Below are 18814 nucleotides of genomic sequence, written 5' to 3'. Positions count from 1 at the left end.
CTCGACAGCCCCTCTGCCGATCGGTCGAATGGATCGATCGCGAGAACCTGACTACAGTGAGGGTCACCTGTAACGGAGGTCATCATGCGAAACGCGAACATTCCCGATGCCAGTGCGATCGATCCATCGCAACGGGCCGATGCCACGACCCGCGGCGACGGGGCGTCCGCCAAGTCGCCCATTCGGTTCGGCGTCCTGCAAGGGCAGGCGTGGATCGCGGACGACTTCGACGCGCCGCTTCCCGATTACCTGCTGGATGCTTTCGAAGGGCGCTGATGCGGCGGCTGCTCGATACGCACATCTTCTTGTGGATCGTGACCCATGACCCGAGGCTCAGCGCACGGGCGCGCAGACTGATCTCGGCTGCCGACGAACGTTTCGTCAGCAGCGCGAGTATCTGGGAAGCCGCCATCAAGGCCGGCCTGGGAAAGCTCGACATCGACGTGGGCAAGCTGGTCCGCTCGATCGGCGCAAGCGGGATTCGCGAGTTGCCGGTCAGGGCCGTGCATGGGGCGGCAGTCCGTGATTTGCCCCACCATCATCGCGATCCGTTCGATCGCTTGCTGGTCGCGCAGGCGCGGCACGAGCCGCTTCAGCTCGTGACTGCCGACGCGCTTCTTGCGCGGTACGGCCTGTCTCTGGTTCTGACAGTTTGAAATAGTCTCCGGGTCGAGATTCACCCGTCGCCTGCGCCGGGGGAGTCGCGGCAGTCTATGCCGCCGCGACGTTCGACTCGATTTCGTCGAGTGCCGCGCAGAGGGCAACCAGCCTTTCCCGCAACCCTTCGCTCGCCGGCACGAACGGCAGCCGCAACCCGTCCTCGCACCATCCTTGCGCGGCCAGCACGGCCTTCACCGGTGCCGGGTTCGGCTCCGCGAACAGCGCCGCGACGAGCGGTTGCAGCGCGACCGACAGGCGCCGCGCATCGGCGAGCCGCCCGTCGCGCAGCAGCGCATGGATGCGCACATGCCATTCGGGCAGCACGTGCGCGCTGCTCGCGATCGCACCGTGCGCGCCGGCGCACAGTGCCGCGAAGTTCTGGTTGTCGTCGCCGGACAGGATCGCGAGCGGTGTGTCGTGCACGAGCCGGCTCATCCGGTCGAGCGTGCCGCCGCATTCCTTGATGCCCGCGACACGCGGGTCGCGCGCAAGCGCCTGCAGCGTGTCCAGTTCGACGTTCACGCCCGTGCGGTAAGGAATGTTGTAGATGAGCACCGGCAGGTCGGCCGCGTCGACGATCGCCTCGACATGGCGGCGGATGCCGTCCTGCGTCGGCCGCACGTAGACGGGCGGCGTGACGAGCAGTCCGTCGGGCCGCAGCGCGGCGAGTTCGCGTGCGCGGGCGGCCGCGAAGTGCGTCGCGCTCGCGGTCAGCCCGACGACGATCGGCAGTCCGGGCGCCGCGTCGCGCAGCGTCGCGAACATGGCGTCCTGTTCGCGCGCGTCGAGCAGCACGCCTTCACCGGTCGTCGCGCCCGCGACGAATCCCGCGATGCCCGCGGCCGCATAGTGGCGCGCGAGCCGCGCGAGTGCCGCATGATCGACTTCGCCGTGGTGGAACGGCGTGATGATCGGCAGCCAGATACCTTCGAAACGTGTGTTCATGCAAAGCCTCATGGTGGAAACGGAGTGGGAAGGAACCGTTCCGCCGGCGGTTTGCCGGAATGAGGCATGCGTGCAAGGAGAAAGAAACGACCTGCGGGCATCCCGTCCGGCATTCGCCTGACGGGACGCGACGTCCCCGTCAGTCGAGGAGTCGTTTTTTCAGTTTCAGCCCGGCCGCGCGCGCACCTGCCGCGATGGCGGCAAGGATCGACGGCGAACGCAGGGCAGCGGACATGGATGAACCGTGAAGTGGGCTGAGCGGCGATCTTAACACCGGACCGGACCCGCGCGCGAGCGTCCGCCGCCGTTTAGCAGGATTCGAGATTTGCTTTCCACGACTGATTGGAAAGCGCGCCGCGCCCGGCCGCTAGAATGCCCGCTTACGTTTCGATGACAGCGCGTACGCGTGCCGTCACGCACTTTCACCACCACTGGAACGGGGCATATCACGATGGCAAGCATCAAGGGGATCGGCCGCTGGCTGCATACGGGCGCGGCGGCGGCGCTGGTCGTGGCGGCGACGGCGGCCCACGCGGATACGTCGATCCTGAACGTGTCGTACGACGTGACGCGCGAGCTGTACAAGGACATCAACACGAGCTTTGCCGCCGCCTACAAGCAGAAGACCGGCGAGACGGTCGCGATCAAGCAGTCGCACGGCGCGTCGAGCGCGCAGGCGCTGTCGGTGCTGCAGGGGCTGCAGGCTGACATCGTGACGATGAACCAGCCGAACGACATCGACCTGCTCGCCGAACGCGGCCAGTTGCTGCCGAAGGACTGGCGCGCGCGTTTCCCGGACAACAGCTCGCCGTACTCGACGACGATGGTGTTCCTCGTGCGCAAGGGCAACCCGAAGGCGATCAAGGACTGGAGCGATCTCGCGAAGCCGGGCGTCCAGGTGATCATCGCGAACCCGAAAACGTCCGGCAACGGCCGTTATGCGTATCTCGCCGCCTGGGGCTTCCAGAAGGAGAAGGGCGCGACCGACCAGCAGGCGCTCGACTTCGAGAAGGCGATCTTCCGCAACGTGCCGGTGCTCGACTCGGGTGGCCGTGGCGCGACGACGACGTTCACGCAACGCGGGATCGGCGACGTGCTGGTCACGTTCGAGAACGAAGTCGCGCTGATGGACACCGGCGCGTCGGGCGCGCAGTTCGACGCCGTGTATCCGTCGGTGAGCATCCTCGCGGAGCCGCCCGTTGCCGTCGTCGACAAGGTCGTCGACAAGAAGGGCACGCGCAAGGTCGCGCAGGCGTATCTCGACTTCCTGTATACGCCGCAAGCGCAGGAGATCATCGCGCAGCACCATCTGCGCCCGCGCGACGCGAACGTGCTGAAGAAGCATGCGGCCGAGTTCAAGTCGCTGAAGACGTTCAGCGTCGAGCAGGTCTTCGGCAGCTGGGCGAACGCGCAGAAGACCCATTTCGCCGATGGCGGCACGTTCGATCAGGTGATCGTCGACCGGAAGTGACCGCGGCGCGCACCGCGCTTGTTCGCACGACGACGATGCTGCCGGCCGCTCACGCGGCCGGTTTTTTTTCGACGCTGCACGGCCGTGTGCATCCGGCGGCACGGAGGATTTCCGTTCCGAACCGGCCCGCATTCCCGGCCGCCGCCGCGCGTGCTACGCTCATCGCCTCCCTGCAACAGGCACCGTGCGATGAACGTCGATTCGTCCTCCTCCGCTCCCCGCCGTCGTGGCCGCAAGATCTGGTCGGGCACCCGCCCGGTGATCGCGTACGGGATGCCGCCGCTCGGCTGGCGCGACTTCTATCACCGCGCGCTGACGGTGAGCTGGCCCGTGTTCTTCCTGTCGCTCGCGCTGGTGTTCCTGCTGCTCAACGGCGGCTTCGCGACGCTCTACCTGCTCGGCCGCGCGCCGATCGCGAACCAGTCGCCGGCCGGGTTTGGCGGCGCGTTCTTCTTCAGCGTCGAGACGCTCGCGACCGTCGGTTACGGCGACATGCATCCGCAGACCCTCTATGCGCACATGGTCGCGACATTCGAAATCTTCGTCGGGATGTCGAGCATCGCGCTGGCCACGGGGCTGGTGTTCGCGCGGTTTTCCCGGCCGCAGGCGAAGATCCTGTTCGCGCGCTATGCGATCGTGCGGCCGCTGAACGGCCGGATGACGCTGATGGTGCGTGCCGCGAATGCGCGCCAGAATGTGATTGCCGAGGCGCAGGCGAAATTGCGGCTGATGCGCGTCGAAGGCACGCACGAGGGCTACTCGCTGCGCAAGATCCACGACCTGTCGCTGGTGCGCAGCGAGCATCCGATCTTTTTGCTCGGCTGGAACCTGATGCACGTGATCGACGAATCGAGTGCGCTGTTCGGCGAGACGCCCGAATCGCTTGCCGCGCGCGACGCGTCGTTGCTGATCACGATCGAGGGCTCGGACGAGACGACTGCGCAGGTCATGCAGGCGCGTCATTCATGGGCGCATGGGGAAATCCGCTGGCGTCACCGCTATGTCGACCTGATGCACGACGAGGACGGCATCACGCACATCGACTACACGCATTTTCACGAGGTCGTGCCGGTCGATGCGGATACCGACGAGCGTGGTTCACCGGGCGTGGTGGTCGAAGCCGGCGCCGCGGCGCCGGGCCCGGCCGCGTAAGCGCGTCCGGGGAGGCCGGCGGCGGCGCCCAGGCATCACGCGTGCAGCAGGCGGGCCGCTTCGCGCTGTTCGATCGCGACCGCGCGGCGGAACGCATCGCGATCCTCGGCACGCGCGACGTAATCGCCGAGCACGCCTTCGTGCGGCAGCAGATGCGCGTCGAGCGCGATCTTCAGCGTGCTGGCGAGCAGCAGGTCGGCCGCGGTGAAACGGTCGCCGACGAGCCACGGGCTATGGGCAAGCGCTTGCGCGAGGGCACGCTGTACGCGCGTGATGTTGCCCCAGCCGAACGCGACCGGATTGCCCGACGCGCCCGTGAATTTCTCGGCCATCGCCGGTTCGAGGCAGGTCGGCGTGAAGAACAGCCACTGCAGGAAACGGCCGCGCAGCGGATCGTCGGGTGCAATGCCGAGCCCGGCGCCCGGACAGCGGTCGGCGAGATACAGCAGTACGGCGCCCGATTCGGCGAACGGTACGCTGCCATCGTCGAGCGCGGGCAGCTTGGCCATCGGGTTGACCTGCACGAACGCGTCGCTGCCCTGTTCGTGCGAGCGCAGGTCGATCGGCACGAGTTCGTACACCACGCCGATTTCCTCGAGCATCCACAACGCCCGGAATGCCCGGGTCTTGGGCCAGTAGTAGAGCTTCATCGCGCCTCCGCGTGTGGATGCAGGTGTCGGTCCGGTGGATGCTCAAGCGTACCCGAGCGCAGGAGGTTCGGACAGGGGCGCCCGCCCAGGTGTGCGAGTCTGGTTCGACGCGTTGTGTCGAACGGGAATCGGGCGGAAAGCCGGGCAAAGCCTGCTGCAATACGAGTTCAATGAATAACTAGTTATATTAAAACTAGTTATAAGGTGCGCGAAAGCTGACACGCAGATCGGCATCTCTACAATGTGCCCCGGCCGACTCCGCAGCACCCGCACGCTCGGCAAAGCAAGCCTCCGGCCGCAATCACCGCGCGTCGTGAGACGCTGAAATCAAGGAGACAAGTCACGCATGGCAAACGACGATCGCACCACGAGCATTCCGCGACGAACACCGGAATCGGCGGCAATGGTCGCCGAGGTGAAACGAGCGATGGCGATCACCGCGAAGCTCAACCGTCTGACGTTCGACGATGCGGCTGAAGTTCGCGCGTTGTTCAGCGAACTCGTCGGCACGCAGGTGGACGACGGCTTCGTGCTGATCCCGCCATTTCATGCGACGGGCGGCACCGGCATGAAGGTCGGGCGCAACGTGTTCGTCAACCAGAACTGCACGTTCTACGACCTGGGTGGTCTGGAGATCGGCGACGACGTGATGATCGGGCCGAACGTCAGCCTCATCACGTCAGGTCATCCCGTCGAACCTTCCCGGCGGCGCGACTTCGTCGTCGCGAAGCCGATCCTGATCGAACGGAATGTGTGGATCGGCGCCGGCGCGACGATCATCGGCGGAGTGACGGTGGGCGAGAATTCGGTCGTCGCGGCCGGGGCGGTCGTCACCAGGGACGTTCCCCCGAATAAGCTGGTCGGCGGCAATCCGGCGACGGTCATCCGGTCGATTGCCGAATAGCGCCGCTCGCGAGCGCGGGCCTGCTCGACGATGCGTGGCCGGACGGGTGTGGACAACCCACCGCCGAGGCGACTCGAAACACTGTGCATTTGAATGGTGAGGGTGCCGCGGAGGCCGTCTGGATAGGGCTTTCCGGTTATCGCTCGATTGCCGCGAGCCGATGCGCGGGCCGGTTCTGCCGATGTGGAGATGCAGGTTTCCTTGCGCGATCGGTTGTGGATATCCACACCCCGAAACGACTCGGCACCCTGTGCATTTCACCGGTGAGGATGACCGGATGCCGCGAAACGCATGAAGAGGGTTGTGGACAACTCGCCCGCAAGACGAAGCGAAATGCTGTGGAATTCAACGGTGAGTGTCGGCACCCGATCTCGCGACGCGCCCGCTCCAGCACCGTTTCCCGGTCTTTGGCATGGTTCCGGGCGCCGCGCATTCTAGCCGAACGCGCGCATGCGTGACCGAACCGCGAGTGCGCCGCGACGTGGATATCCAGTTCCGCAAGCCACTCGAAGGGGTGTGCATTCTAACGGTGAGCGCAGGCGCGTGGTCTGCAACGTGCAGATTTCGCTGCGCATACCCGTGTTCTCAAGCAACTCTAAGCGCTGTGCAATTCAACGGTGAGCGTCTTCACGCGATCGGCGGAAAGCCCGCCAGGATGCGGCCATTCGGCTGCCGAAGCCGTCTGACACGCTGCGTGGGTCCGGCTCGAATGCCAGCACGCGAACGAAGACAGCACGGATTCCAGTGTGGATATCCGGTTGCCGAAACAACTCGCGGCACTGTGTATTTTGAAGGTGAGCGCCGGCGCCCGATCGGACGGTGCGCGGTGCCAGGCGTGGGTTGCCGGTCGTCGGTGTGCTTCGAAACGCGCGTCCGCGATCGATTGGGCGATTCTCGTTCATGTGGATATCCTGCCCTCCGGCCCACTCGAAGCGCTGTGGTTTTCAACGGTGAGGGTCGGCGCGAGACTGGGTGGCAATGCCGGTTCCTGTGTGAACAACGGCCATCGCAGCCACTCGAAGCCCTGTGTATTTCAGCGGTGAGCGCGAGCCCCGCGATTGCGCAGCAAGCTGGGCCGACCTGGATATCCAGCCGGCGAGCGCACTCGCGATCCTGTGTATTCGAACGATGACGATGAACACCGGACCGACACAGTGCGTCGATCTCGGTGTGGATATCCGCCGTCGAAATCCACTCGCCGCGCTGTGAATATCGACGGTGAGGGTCGGCGCCGGAGCGAATTGCAGACCAATGACGGATGTGGACATCCCCGCCCCGACGCCAGTCGAAACGCTGTGCAATCGAACGGTGAGCGCGCGAGCCCGATCGGCTAGAGGGCGCGGCATTGTGGACATCCCACGCCATCGACCAATCGGAACGCTGTGCATTCCGACGGTGAGGGTGACTGCCTTAAGCCGCCAAAACCCTTGTCACACGGGACGCCAGCGCCTGTCGCCACCCCGGCGGGTTGCCGTCCGAAGTGTTCCGGCTTTCCGCCAAGCCGCCCGACCATCCCGACACCCCACCCATCCCGCCCCCACAGCCGCGCGCGAAAACTCTCTCAAATCCCGGTAAAAAGCCGCGCAGTTTTTCTCGCCGCGGGCCTGTCCGAGCAAGAAGAGAAAAAACATTCTCGTCTGCGCACGAAAAAATAGAGGCATTCGCTGCCGGTGGCCACACGTCGCCCGACGTCCCGCCGCGCAGCCCAGAACAGCACAATCAGGAGACACCCCCCATGACCGCCCGCTTGCCCATCGACGGCACGCCTGCCCTGTCCGACTACCGCCTGACCGACAACCTGACCGCGACGCGCGGCCGGATCTTCCTGACCGGCACGCAAGCGCTGGTCCGCCTGCTGCTGATGCAGCGCACGGTCGACGCCGAGCAGGGGCTCAACACGGCCGGTTTCGTCAGCGGCTATCGCGGCTCGCCGCTCGGCATGGTCGACCAGCAGCTGTGGAAGGCGAAGAAACTGCTCGACGGCAGCGGCGTGCGCTTCCTGCCCGCGATCAACGAGGAACTCGGCGGCACGGCCGTACTCGGCACGCAGCGCGTCGAGGCCGATCCCGAGCGCACGGTCGAGGGCGTGTACGCGATGTGGTACGGCAAGGGCCCGGGCGTCGATCGCGCCGGCGATGCGCTGAAGCACGGCAACGCGTACGGCTCGTCGCCGCACGGCGGCGTGCTGGTCGTCGCGGGCGACGATCATGGCTGCGTGTCGTCGTCGATGCCGCACCAGAGCGACTTCGCGATGATGGCGTGGCACATGCCGGTCGTGAACCCGGCGAACATCGCCGACATGCTCGAATTCGGGCTGTACGGCTGGGCGCTGTCGCGCCATTCGGGCGCGTGGGTGGGCTTCAAGGCGATCTCGGAAACGGTCGAGTCGGGTTCGACCGTCGACCTCGACGCACTGCAGACGCAGTGGCCGGCGCCGGCGGGCTTCACGCCGCCGGCGGGCGGACTGCACAACCGCTGGCCCGACCTGCCGAGCCTCACGATCGAGGCACGCCTTGCCGCGAAGCTCGACGCGGTGCGCCATTTCGCGCGCACCAACAGCATCGACAAGTGGATCGCGCCGAGCGCGCAGGCGAACGTCGGCATCGTCACCTGCGGCAAGGCGCACCTCGACCTGATGGAAGCGCTGCGCCGCCTCGACCTGACGGTGGCCGATCTCGACGCGGCCGGCGTGCGGATCTACAAGGTCGGCCTGTCGTATCCGCTCGAGATGACGCGTATCGAGACCTTCGTCGACGGGCTGGCCGAAGTGCTCGTGATCGAGGAGAAGGGCCCGGTCATCGAGCAGCAGATCAAGGACACTCTGTACAACCGCACCGAAGGTGCGCGTCCGCGCGTGCTCGGCAAGCACGACGCGGCCGGTGCCTGCCTGCTGTCCGAGCTGGGCGAGCTGCGCCCGTCGCGCATCCTGCCGGTGTTCGCCGAATGGCTCGCGCGGCACAAGCCGGCGCTCGACCGCCGCGAACGCGTCGTCGATCTCGTCGCGCCGCAGATCCTGTCGAACGAGGCCGACGCGGTGAAGCGCACGCCGTACTTCTGCTCGGGCTGCCCGCACAACACGTCGACGAAGGTGCCGGAAGGCTCGATCGCGCAGGCCGGCATCGGCTGCCACTTCATGGCGTCGTGGATGGAGCGCGACACGACGGGGCTGATCCAGATGGGCGGCGAGGGCGTCGACTGGGCGGCGCACGCGATGTTCACGAACACGAAGCACGTGTTCCAGAACCTCGGCGACGGCACCTACTTCCACTCGGGCATCCTCGCGATCCGCCAGGCGGTCGCCGCGAAAGCGAACATCACCTACAAGATCCTCTACAACGACGCGGTCGCGATGACGGGCGGCCAGCCGGTCGACGGCAGCATCTCGGTGCCGCAGATCGCGCGGCAGGTCGAGGCGGAAGGCGTGTCGCGCTTCGTCGTCGTGTCCGACGAACCGGAGAAGTACGACGGCCATCACGGCCAGTTCCCGACGGGCACGACGTTCCATCACCGCAGCGAGCTCGACGCCGTGCAGCGCGAGTTGCGCGAGACGCCGGGCGTCACCGTGCTGATCTACGACCAGACCTGCGCGGCCGAGAAGCGCCGCCGCCGCAAGAAAGGCGAATTCCCCGATCCGGACAAGCGCCTGTTCATCAACGACGCGGTGTGCGAAGGCTGCGGCGATTGCGGCGTGCAGTCGAACTGCCTGTCGGTCGAACCGCTCGAAACGCCGCTCGGCCGCAAGCGCCGCATCGACCAGTCGTCGTGCAACAAGGACTATTCGTGCGTGAACGGCTTCTGCCCGAGCTTCGTGACGCTCGAAGGCGCGGCGCTGAAGAAGGCCGCGGGCGCGGCGTTCGACGAAGCGGCGCTTGCCGCGCGCGTCGACGCGCTGCCGGTGCCGGCGACGCATCTCGACGCGGCGCCGTTCGACATGCTCGTGACGGGCGTCGGCGGCACGGGCGTCGTGACGGTCGGCGCGCTGATCAGCATGGCCGCGCACCTCGAAGGCAAGAGCGCTTCGGTGCTCGACTTCATGGGCTTCGCGCAGAAGGGCGGCTCGGTGCTGTCATTCGTGCGGATCGCGTCGAGCGACCAATGGCTGAACCAGGTGCGCATCGACACGCAGCAGGCCGACGTGCTGCTCGCGTGCGACATGGTCGTCGGCGCGAGCGCCGAAGCGCTGCAGACGGTGCGTCACGAGCGATCGCGGATCGTCGTCAACACGCACCGGATCCCGAACGCGTCGTTCGTGCAGAACCCCGACGCGAACCTGCATGCGGATGCGCTCCTCGAAAAGATGCATCACGCGGCCGGCGACGGCTACCTGTCGAGCTGCGACGCGCAGGCGCTCGCCGCGAAATTCCTCGGCGACTCGATCGGCGCGAACATCCTGATGCTCGGTTACGCGTGGCAGCTCGGCCTCGTGCCGGTGTCGCTCGCCGCGATGATGCGCGCGATCGAGCTGAACAACGTCGCGGTGCCGATGAACAAGCTCGCGTTCTCGATCGGCCGGATGTCGGCCGGCGACGCGGCGGGCCTTGATGCGTTGTGGAACGCGCGCCACACGGTGGCCGTGCACGCCGCGCCGGAGACGCTCGCCGAACTGATCGCCGATCGCGAGGTGCGTCTCGACGCGTACGGCGGCGCGCGCTACGTCGAGCGCTATCGTGCGCTGGTGACGGCGGCGCGCGCGAAGGGCGACGACGCGCTGACGCGCGCGGTCGCGACGACGTTCTACCGGCTGCTCGCGGTGAAGGACGAATACGAGGTCGCGCGGCTTTACACGGACGACGCATTCCGCACCGCGCTCGAGGCGCAGTTCGAAGGCGTGCCGGGGCAGGCCTACCGCGTGAAGTTCAACCTTGCACCGCCGACGGTCGCGAAGGCCGGCAGCGATGGCAGCACGCCGAAGAAACGCGTGTTCGGCCAATGGATGTGGCCGGTGTTCGGCATGCTGGCGCGTGTGCGCAGCCTGCGCGGCACGTGGCTCGATCCGTTCGGCCGCACCGTCGAGCGCAGGATGGAGCGCGCGCTCGCCGACGACTACGAGACGACGCTCGCGCGTGCGCTCGCCGCGATGACGGCCGGCAATGCAGAGCAAGTCACGCAGCTGGCCGACCTGCATGCGCGCGTGCGCGGTTTCGGTCACGTGAAGGTGCGCAACCTGGCCGGCGTGAAGCGCGCCGAGCGCGAGCTCGCGCTGCAGCTCGGCATCGACGCGGCGACGAGCGCGGCCGTGCAGCATGCGCTCGACGAGATGAAGGGCGCCGGCATGCTGAAGGGGATCCCGGTCGTCGTCGCGAAGTAACGCGAACGCGGGCGGATGCAAGAACGGCGACGCTGCGGCGTCGCCGTTTTTTTATGGGCGGCTGCGCGCGGGCATCGGCCGGCCCGTCAGACAATGCCTTTCTTGCGCGTCGACAGCGCGGTTTCCGACAGGTCGATCTCGCGGATCAGCTTCGTCAGCGTCTCGTCGGAAATCTTGCTGTCGCTGCGCAGCCGGTACAGCACCGAGCGCTCCGCGCGGATCGCGGCGATCCGCATCTGCAGTTCCATCGTTTCGCTCTGCTTCGCTTCGGCGCGCGGCGTCGGGCCGTCCTCGGCGAGCGCGGCGAGCCGGCGGCGATACTGGTCCATCACGCGCGCGGAGATGTCCGCGCAGCGCGCGGCACCCGATTCGTCGAGGTCGGCCGAGATCGCGTCGTGCGACGAGTCGATCGCGCGGATCGCGGCCTGCGCGGCCGCCGAGCGCGCGGTGCGCTCCTCGTCGGCGAGCGGGTTGCGCGACGAGCGCACGCCGCGCAGCAGCAACGGCAGGCCGATCACCGCGACGACGAGCGAGCCGAGAATCACGGCCGACGCGATGAAGATCGCCGTGTCGCGCCCCGGCAGCGGCGCGCCGCCGGCGAGCGCGACCGGGATCGACAGCACGCCGGCGAGCGTGACCGCGCCGCGCACGCCGCCGACCGTCATCACCGCGATCGTGCGCACGCCGGCCATCGTGCCCGCGAGGCCCTGGCGCGCGGCGCGGCGGCTCGCGATCCAGCGCAGCAGCCAGACCCACAGGAAGCGGATCGCATACAGCGCGAGCATCATCGCGCACACGTTGAAGATCATCCGGCCGACGAGCGCGTCGCTCGTATGGTGCGCGTCGACGAGCGCGCGGCCGATGATGTGCGGCAGCTGCAGCCCGAGCATGATGAACACCATGCCGTTGAACACGAACTCGATCATCGCCCACGTGCTTTCGGCACGCACGCGCGATGCGACGGTGCTTTTGCGCGAGAAGCTCGTGTAGTTCATCATCATCCCGGCCGACACGGCCGCCAGCACGCCCGACAGGTCGAGATGCTCGGCGAACAGGTAGGCCGCGAACGGCACGAGCAGCGTCATCACGATGCCGGGGGCCGGATCGCCTTCCTGCTCGGCGTTCAGGAAGCGCGTCGACAGCGCGCTGAACACCCAAGACACGATCGCGCCCGTCGCGAGCCCGCCGGCGGCGACGATCACGAACGTGACCGACGCGGCCCGCAGCGAGAACATGCCCGTCAGCGCGGCCGCGATCGCGAACTTCAGCGCAACGAGGCCCGACGCGTCGTTCATCAGCGCCTCGCCTTCGAGGATGTGCATCAGTTGCGGCGGGATTCGTCCCTTGCCGGCGATGCCGGCCAGCGCGACCGCGTCGGTCGGCGACAGCACGGCCGCGAGCGCGAACGCGATCGGCAGCGGCAACTCGGGAATCAGCCAATGCGCGAAGTAGCCCACTGCGAGTACCGTCATGAACACGAGCCCGAATGCGAGCATCAGGATCGCGCGGCGCTGCAGGTACAGCTCGCGTTTCGGAATCCGCCAGCCGTCCGCGAACAGCAGCGGCGGAATGAACAGCAGCATGAAGATTTCGGGATCGAACGTGACGTGCAGGTTCAGCTTCGGCCATGCGAGCATCGCGCCGAACACGATCTGCATCAGCGGTAACGGCAGTTGCAACGGCAGCAGGCGCGTGACCGCGCCGGACAGCGCGACGGTCAGCAGCAGGATCAGGACGGTGAAGACGATTTCCATCGATACGGCGAATACGGGGAATGAAACGATCGTACGGAGTGTAGCGTGCCGGCGTGACGGGTGCGTTCGAGCGGCCGGTGCGTGCGCACGAAAATGGTGCATCGGACACGCGCCACGGTGGTGCGGCAGTCCGGCGCGCCCGCACGGCATATGGGCTGAACGCACCTTGCACGGAGCTTGCTTGATGCAGGTCAGCCGTCCGGCATCGACCGGGCAACCGAGGGTCCAACCATGACATTGCGCGCGTCGTCCGTTTCGTCGGTCGTCGCGCGCGAGTGCATCACCAGGAGGAAGGCATGACGATCGTGCAACAGGAGCGTCCGGCCGCCGCGTCGCCGTACCGGTTCGAGCGGGAGATGAGCTCCGGCCTCGAACGTCTGGCGACGCAACATCGCGACCTGACGCTCACGACCGTGTTCCAGCCGATATTCAGCCTGTCGCACCAGCGTGCGGTCGGCTACGAGGCGCTGTTGCGCGCACACGATGCGCTCGACCGCCCCGTGTCGCCGCTCGACGTGTTCGGCGAAGCCGCGCGCCAGGGCGAATTGCTGCAGCTCGACCGGCTCGCGCAGGCGCTGCATCTCGAGAACTTCGCGCTGCTCGGCGCCGAGCGCGAGTGGCTGTTTCTCAACGTCCATCCGGGCGTGCTCACCGACCCGTTCCAGGCGGCCGCGCTGCTCGCGAACCTGAAGCGGCTCGGCATGCCGCCGCGCCGCATCGTGCTCGAAGTGCTCGAACAGCGCGCGGACGACGTCGAGCGGCTCGCCGAGGCCGTGCGCGAATTCCGCACGCATGGCTTCCTGATCGCGCTCGACGATTTCGGCGCGGGCCACTCGAACCTCGAACGGATCTGGCAACTGAACCCGGACATCGTGAAGCTCGACCGGATCATGCTGTCGCACGCGGCACACCGCACGGGGCTCACCGCGATCCTGCACGGGCTCGTGACGCTGCTGCACGAGGCCGGCAAGCTCGTGCTCGTCGAGGGGATCGAGACCGAGCACGAGGCGCAGATCGCGCTGTCGTGCGAGGCCGATTTCGTGCAGGGCTACTACTTCGGCCGCCCGGCGCCCGGGCTGCCCGACAGCGCGGCCGCGACGGGCTGCATCGGCGAGCTGACCGAGCGCTTTCGTCAGCAAACCGAAGTGCGCGAGCGGCGCGACGCGCAGCGGCTTGCGCCGTACCTGCGCGCGTTCGAGCGCGCGGCCGAGCGTCTCGCGTCCGGCGAGCCGCTCGACGAGGTGTGCTGGAATTTCCTCGCGCTCGACGCGGCCGCGCGCTGCTTCCTGCTCGATGCGCACGGCCGGCAGTCGGGCCGCAACGTCGTGCTGCGCGCCGATCGCGCGCTGAGCGAGGCACGCTTCTCGCCGCTCGCGGACGCGCAGGGCGCGAACTGGCTGCGCCGGCCGTATTTCCGCTCGGCGATCGCCGAACCGGGGCGCGTGCAGGTCACGCGGCCGTACCTGTCGATCAACGAGGCGCAGCCGTGCGTGACGCTGTCGGTGGCCGTGCGCGTCGGCGATGCGCAGCGCGTGCTGTGCGGCGATATCGACTGGGCCGACGACGAAGCGGACGCCGGTTAGCGCCGCCTGCGGTGCGTGCGGCGATCCTGGCGACCGGGGCGCACCGGCGCCGGCCGGCCGTTGCATTCGCCGCACGCTTCCCCGAGAATGGCCCGATCGCGGCCGTCGTGACCGCGATCGCGCCGTTCCGGGGGCCACCATGGCGGCGAATAAAAGGACAACACAATGAAAAGACCGATTTCGCTGACCATCCTCGCGTGGATCATCATCGTGACCAACGCGATCACGTGCGTCTATACGCCGTTCTCGATCGGCATGCCGACCACCCAGGCGCTGCTGTCGCACTACCTGCTGCCCGTCTGGGCGACGCTCGGCGTCAGCGTGATCATCGAAGCCGCGAACGTCGTGATCGGCATCGCGATCCTCAAGGGCCGCGAGTGGTCGCGCAAGGCTTACATCGCGACGTCCGTGTTGGGCTTCGCGTTTTCGTTCGTCAACATGCCGGCGTCGATGTTCGCGGTGCTGATTCCCGGCTTCCTGCTGTTCGCGCTGTTCATCTACCTGCTGTTCCGGCGCCCGGCGACCGCGTATTTCCGCCAGTCGCTCGCATGAGCTTCGTGCGCAATGCGCTGGCGATCGTGCTGTTCACGATCGCGGGCATGTGCGTGATCACCGCGCAGATGGGCGCGTTCATGCGGGTCGGCCAAACGGGCGTGATGTCCGGATTCATCGCCGCGCTGTTCGCGTGTTCGGCCGTGCTCTTCGCCGCGGGCGCGTTCGCCGGTGCGTTCCGGCCGCGCGCGCGGGGCGCGGGCATTGCGCTGCTCATCGCGACCGCGACCACCGCGCTCGGGATGATGGGCTGGGCGTCGTTCATGCTGGCGCCCGGGATCGTCGACGTGATGCAGCAGCAGGGCCTGGACCTGAACGCGCGGATGTTCCGGTTCGCGCCGGGCGCCGTGGTGACGGCGCTGTCCGCGCTGGCCGGCATGTGGCTCGTGCGGCGCGGCTGACTTTCGCGGCGCCCGGTACGCTGGCGCCCGTCACGCTGCTCGGCTAGGATGCGCGAATTGTCCTGACGAATCGCGAGCCGCCGATGAACCGAAACGCCGCTTCCTCCGTCCTCCTCGAGGTGATCGCCACGACCGTCGGCGATGCGAAAGCCGCCGCCCGCGCGGGCGCCGACCGCCTCGAACTCGTGACCGCGATCACCGAAGGCGGGCTGACGCCGAGCGTCGGCCTGATCGAGGCCGTCGTGGCCGCCGTGCCGATTCCCGTCAACGTGATCGTGCGCCCGCACAGCCGGTCGTTCGTCTACGACGCCGACGACCTGCGCGTGATCGAGCGCGACGTGCGCGCGGCCGTTGCGGCCGGCGCGAACGGTGTCGTGTTCGGCGCGCTCGACGCGCGCGGCGATATCGACCTCGGCGCGCTGGCCCGCATCGCGGCGGCCGCGGATGGCCGTGCGCTGACATTCCACCGTGCGTTCGACGTGTCGCGCGACCTCAACGCCGCGTTCGACGCGCTGCTGCGCGTGCCGGCCGTCACGTCGGTGCTGACGTCGGGCGGCCATCCGTCGGTGCTCGACGCGGCCGCGACGATCACGCGGATGGTGCGGCAGGCCGAAGGCTCGACGTGCACGGTGCTGGCCGGCTCGGGGCTCACGGTCGACGCGGTCGGCGAGTTCGTCCTGGCGACCGGCGTGCGCGCGGTGCATTTCGGCTCGGGCGTGCGGCCGCGCGGCGAGGTGCTGGCGGGCGTCGACGTGCAACTCGTCGAAAGGGTGCGCGCGGCGCTCGACGGCGCGGCGTCGCACGTGTGACCCGCGCGTAACGCGCACGGCCGCCGCACGCGCGTGCCCGACACGCAAAGACTCCACCCGGGAGAGAGGGCCACATGACGGACGCAACACACGACACGCAGGGCGGCGCGGACGATGACGGCGCGCCGGGCTGGGACGCGATCGACAGCGCGCTTGCGTGCCTCTATCCGGGCCAGGAGCCGAAGCATTACGGCACGCTGATCAAGTGGCGGCTCGGCGGCCCCGATCCGCTCGACGGGATCAGCGTGTGGAAGCGCGTGGAACCCGTGCCGCACTGGCATTTCGTCACGTACGGGTTGAGCGAGCTGTATGCGAAGGAGTCCGACGATCCGGCCGTCAGCGGCTTCGGGTTCGAGCTGACGATTCGCGTCGCCTGCGATGCCGGCGATGAGGAGCCGCCGCGCTGGGCGTTCAGCTTCCTGCAGAACCTCGCGCGCTACGTGTTCCAGAGCGGCAACGCATTCGACGACGGCCACTGGATGACGGCCAATGGCCCGATCGCGCTCGACACCGACACGGCGCTCTGCTCGATGGGCTTCGCGTTCGATCCGGAACTGCCGGCGATCGACACGCCGCACGGTCGCCTGGCGTTCCTGCAGATCGTCGGGCTGACGCTCGACGAGGAGCGTGCCGCGAAGCGCTGGCGCACGCGCGCGCTGCTCGACACGCTGCTGCCGCACTTGCCGCTGTGGGTGACCGATCTCGGCCGCGCGTCGCTGCTCGAGCGCGCGGACGTGCGTGCGCAGGTCGACGCCGGCACGCAGCGCGACGGCTCGGCGAGCGGCTACCTGTTCACCGACGTGCTGGGCTGGGAAACGCGCAAGCGGCTGCTGCGCGCGCCGGTCGTCGAGATTACCGTCGGCGCGCGACAGGTCGACGAACTCGTCACGCTGTTGCCGTTGCGGCTGCCGTTCGACCGGCCGTTCCGGCTGGTCGGTCAGGCCGGCGCGGTGCGGTTCGTGCGCGGCGACGCGAACGGCGTGACCGACGAAGACGGCACGCTGACGCTGCAGCTTACCGACACGACCGTCCAGGCACTGGCGCGCGCGCTGCAGCCGCGCGCCGGCGAGTATGCGGTCGACGGGCTCGACGGTGTGCGCTGGCGTGTCGAGAAGACCGTGATCCGCGACGCGCAGGGCAACGCGGTGCAGACGATCGGATGACACGCGGCGGCGCACGTTGGCGCTACGTCTTCACCGTCACGTATTGCGCACGAACCAGGTTCGTTTCGCGGTGCCCAGCAACGTGCGATAGACCGCCCACGACACGACGAAAGTTGCAGGCGCCGACAGCGACGCGGCGAACCCCGTTGCCTGGTTCAGCGCGAGTCCCGCGAACGCGCCGGAGAACCACGCGGTCAGCCCGCCCGGGTTGAACGTCGGCACATGCGCGTCGCGGCATTCGACGTCGTCGCCGACGAGTTGCCCGTAACGCGCCGACAGGATGTGCGCGAGCGCGACACCGACCCACGCGACGACGAAGATGCCCTGGTACGCGAGCGCCTGCAGGATCCGGGAGAAGATGTCGGCCATCATCAGCGCATAGACGACCGCGCCGACCACGAGCGCCCAGACGAATTTCGGCGCGCGCAGGCCGGCCACTTTCTGGAAGAACGCCTGCATGTTGACGGTCGCGAGGTAGTAGTTCGCGGTGTTGATGCGCGATTGCGTGACCCACACGAACAGCAGCCCCCACAGCCCCATCAGCTTCAGCAGCGCGAGCACGACCGACACTTCGGATAGCGTACCGAGCCCCGGAATCGTACTGACGAGATAAATGCCGGCCGCGCCGTTGACGAGGAACGTGACGAGATAGAACGGCATCCCGAAGTTGAAGCGGCCATGATAGTCGGTGTCTTCCTTGCGCCCGAAACGCGCATAGTCGAACGTGAACATCATCAGCACCCACACGCCCATGTAGTAGACGAAGCAGTGCCACCAGCCGCTGGCCGGCGCGCCGCCGGCGGGGCCGAAATCGAGCCACGCGGCGTGGTAGCCGTACTCGGCCGTCGCGAGCCCGACGGCCGCGAGCAGCCCGAGCAGGTAGAACGGCAGCAGCACGCCGTTGAACTTGTCGAGCCAGTGCTGCACGCTGCCGAACACGAGCGGCACGCTGTAGAAAACGACGATCAGCGCGGCCCACTTGTAGTCGAGCGCCGGAAACTGATGGTGCGCGGCGACCGCGATCACCGAGCCTTCGAACACCGCGTAGTAGATCGCCGTCGCGAAGAAGATCAGCGTCGCGAGTGCCGCGCCCGCGCTGCCGAACAGCACGCGCGAGAACAGCGCGACCGACAGGCCGGTGCGGATCGCGTAGCGGCTGATGATCGAATTGACGACGCCGTACGACACGACCGACAGCGCCATCCCGATCAGCGCGTTGCGCGCGCCGTAGGTGAGCGCGAGCGTCGCGCCGACGACGATGTAGAACACCGCGCTGCACACGGCCCACCACGCCATCGTCAGCGAAAAGGGCGGCATGCGCGCGTGATCGGGAATGGCGAGCGTCGACAGGTCGAGATCCTCGTCGGTGCGTGCCTGAGCCAGGTTGGCCATGATCGTGCTCCTCGATGAGCAAAATTGCGAACGACGTCTCGGCCGCGGCACATGCGATCCGCAGGGCTGC

The 18814-nt window shown here is 67.7% G+C and carries 15 protein-coding genes; 11 read left to right on the top strand and 4 right to left on the bottom strand.

Going from position 1 to position 18814, the window contains the following annotated elements; all coding sequences use genetic code 11:
• Nucleotides 1-84 precede the first annotated feature (84 nt).
• Both ACN22W_RS16370 and ACN22W_RS16365 read left to right on the top strand, forming a co-directional pair.
• Nucleotides 85-276 (top strand): hypothetical protein, encoded by a 192-nt coding sequence (locus tag ACN22W_RS16370; RefSeq protein ID WP_419685416.1) that lies wholly within the window; start codon nt 85-87, stop codon nt 274-276.
• Nucleotides 276-656 (top strand): type II toxin-antitoxin system VapC family toxin, encoded by a 381-nt coding sequence (locus tag ACN22W_RS16365; protein WP_419685415.1) that lies wholly within the window; start codon nt 276-278, stop codon nt 654-656. The genes ACN22W_RS16370 and ACN22W_RS16365 overlap by 1 nt, the downstream gene beginning before the upstream one ends.
• A gap of 55 nt (nt 657-711) precedes the next feature.
• Here ACN22W_RS16365 and dapA read toward each other — a convergent pair whose 3' ends face one another.
• Entirely contained in the window at nt 712-1605 is an 894-nt protein-coding gene (gene dapA, locus ACN22W_RS16360) for a 4-hydroxy-tetrahydrodipicolinate synthase (RefSeq protein ID WP_419685414.1), read from the bottom strand.
• A 451-nt stretch (nt 1606-2056) separates the two neighbouring features.
• Here dapA and ACN22W_RS16355 point away from each other — a divergent pair, with 451 nt between their 5' ends.
• Nucleotides 2057-3076, top strand: a complete 1020-nt coding sequence (locus tag ACN22W_RS16355) for a sulfate ABC transporter substrate-binding protein (protein WP_419685413.1) — start codon at nt 2057-2059, stop codon at nt 3074-3076.
• A 189-nt stretch (nt 3077-3265) separates the two neighbouring features.
• Complete coding sequence (locus ACN22W_RS16350) at nt 3266-4228, top strand: ion channel (RefSeq protein WP_193099258.1); 963 nt, start codon at nt 3266-3268, stop codon at nt 4226-4228.
• 35 nt (nt 4229-4263) lie between these two features.
• On the opposite strand, the gene ACN22W_RS16345 is transcribed toward ACN22W_RS16350, so the two are convergent.
• The gene (locus ACN22W_RS16345; RefSeq protein ID WP_193099256.1) at nt 4264-4878 is read right to left on the bottom strand and encodes a glutathione S-transferase family protein; all 615 of its coding nucleotides are present in this window, start codon (nt 4876-4878) and stop codon (nt 4264-4266) included.
• 346 nt (nt 4879-5224) lie between these two features.
• On the opposite strand from ACN22W_RS16345, the gene ACN22W_RS16340 reads away from it, so the two are divergent.
• Together ACN22W_RS16340 and ACN22W_RS16335 are read left to right on the top strand one after the other, a co-directional pair.
• Entirely contained in the window at nt 5225-5782 is a 558-nt protein-coding gene (locus ACN22W_RS16340) for a sugar O-acetyltransferase (RefSeq protein ID WP_419685412.1), read from the top strand.
• Nucleotides 5783-7517: 1735 nt separating this feature from the next.
• Entirely contained in the window at nt 7518-11090 is a 3573-nt protein-coding gene (locus ACN22W_RS16335; RefSeq protein WP_419685411.1) for an indolepyruvate ferredoxin oxidoreductase family protein, read from the top strand.
• A gap of 86 nt (nt 11091-11176) precedes the next feature.
• Here the strand turns inward: ACN22W_RS16335 and ACN22W_RS16330 are convergent, their stop codons facing one another.
• Nucleotides 11177-12844 carry a Na+/H+ antiporter gene (locus tag ACN22W_RS16330; protein WP_419685410.1) on the bottom strand — a complete coding sequence of 556 codons (1668 nt, stop codon included), beginning with the start codon at nt 12842-12844 and terminating at the stop codon, nt 11177-11179.
• A gap of 296 nt (nt 12845-13140) precedes the next feature.
• On the opposite strand from ACN22W_RS16330, the gene ACN22W_RS16325 reads away from it, so the two are divergent.
• The 5 genes from ACN22W_RS16325 (at nt 13141) to ACN22W_RS16305 (ending at nt 17352) form a co-directional block, all read left to right on the top strand.
• Nucleotides 13141-14427 (top strand): EAL domain-containing protein, encoded by a 1287-nt coding sequence (locus tag ACN22W_RS16325; RefSeq protein WP_129513106.1) that lies wholly within the window; start codon nt 13141-13143, stop codon nt 14425-14427.
• Nucleotides 14428-14592: 165 nt separating this feature from the next.
• Complete coding sequence (locus ACN22W_RS16320; protein ID WP_419685409.1) at nt 14593-14979, top strand: hypothetical protein; 387 nt, start codon at nt 14593-14595, stop codon at nt 14977-14979.
• Nucleotides 14976-15380 (top strand): hypothetical protein, encoded by a 405-nt coding sequence (locus ACN22W_RS16315; protein ID WP_343492556.1) that lies wholly within the window; start codon nt 14976-14978, stop codon nt 15378-15380. The genes ACN22W_RS16320 and ACN22W_RS16315 overlap by 4 nt, the downstream gene beginning before the upstream one ends.
• Nucleotides 15381-15463: 83 nt before the next feature.
• Entirely contained in the window at nt 15464-16189 is a 726-nt protein-coding gene (locus ACN22W_RS16310) for a copper homeostasis protein CutC (protein ID WP_419685408.1), read from the top strand.
• Between the two features lie 74 nt (nt 16190-16263).
• On the top strand, nt 16264-17352 hold the full coding sequence (locus ACN22W_RS16305) for a suppressor of fused domain protein (protein WP_419685407.1): 1089 nt from the start codon (nt 16264-16266) through the stop codon (nt 17350-17352).
• Between the two features lie 36 nt (nt 17353-17388).
• Here ACN22W_RS16305 and ACN22W_RS16300 read toward each other — a convergent pair whose 3' ends face one another.
• Entirely contained in the window at nt 17389-18744 is a 1356-nt protein-coding gene (locus ACN22W_RS16300) for a purine-cytosine permease family protein (protein ID WP_419685406.1), read from the bottom strand.
• Between the last annotated feature and the right edge of the window lie 70 nt (nt 18745-18814).

Source organism: Burkholderia theae (genome assembly GCF_048565265.1).
Lineage (GTDB): Bacteria > Pseudomonadota > Gammaproteobacteria > Burkholderiales > Burkholderiaceae > Burkholderia > Burkholderia theae.
The sequence above is the reverse complement of the archived record's forward strand: the minus strand, read 5'-3'. Positions and strand labels throughout refer to the sequence as shown.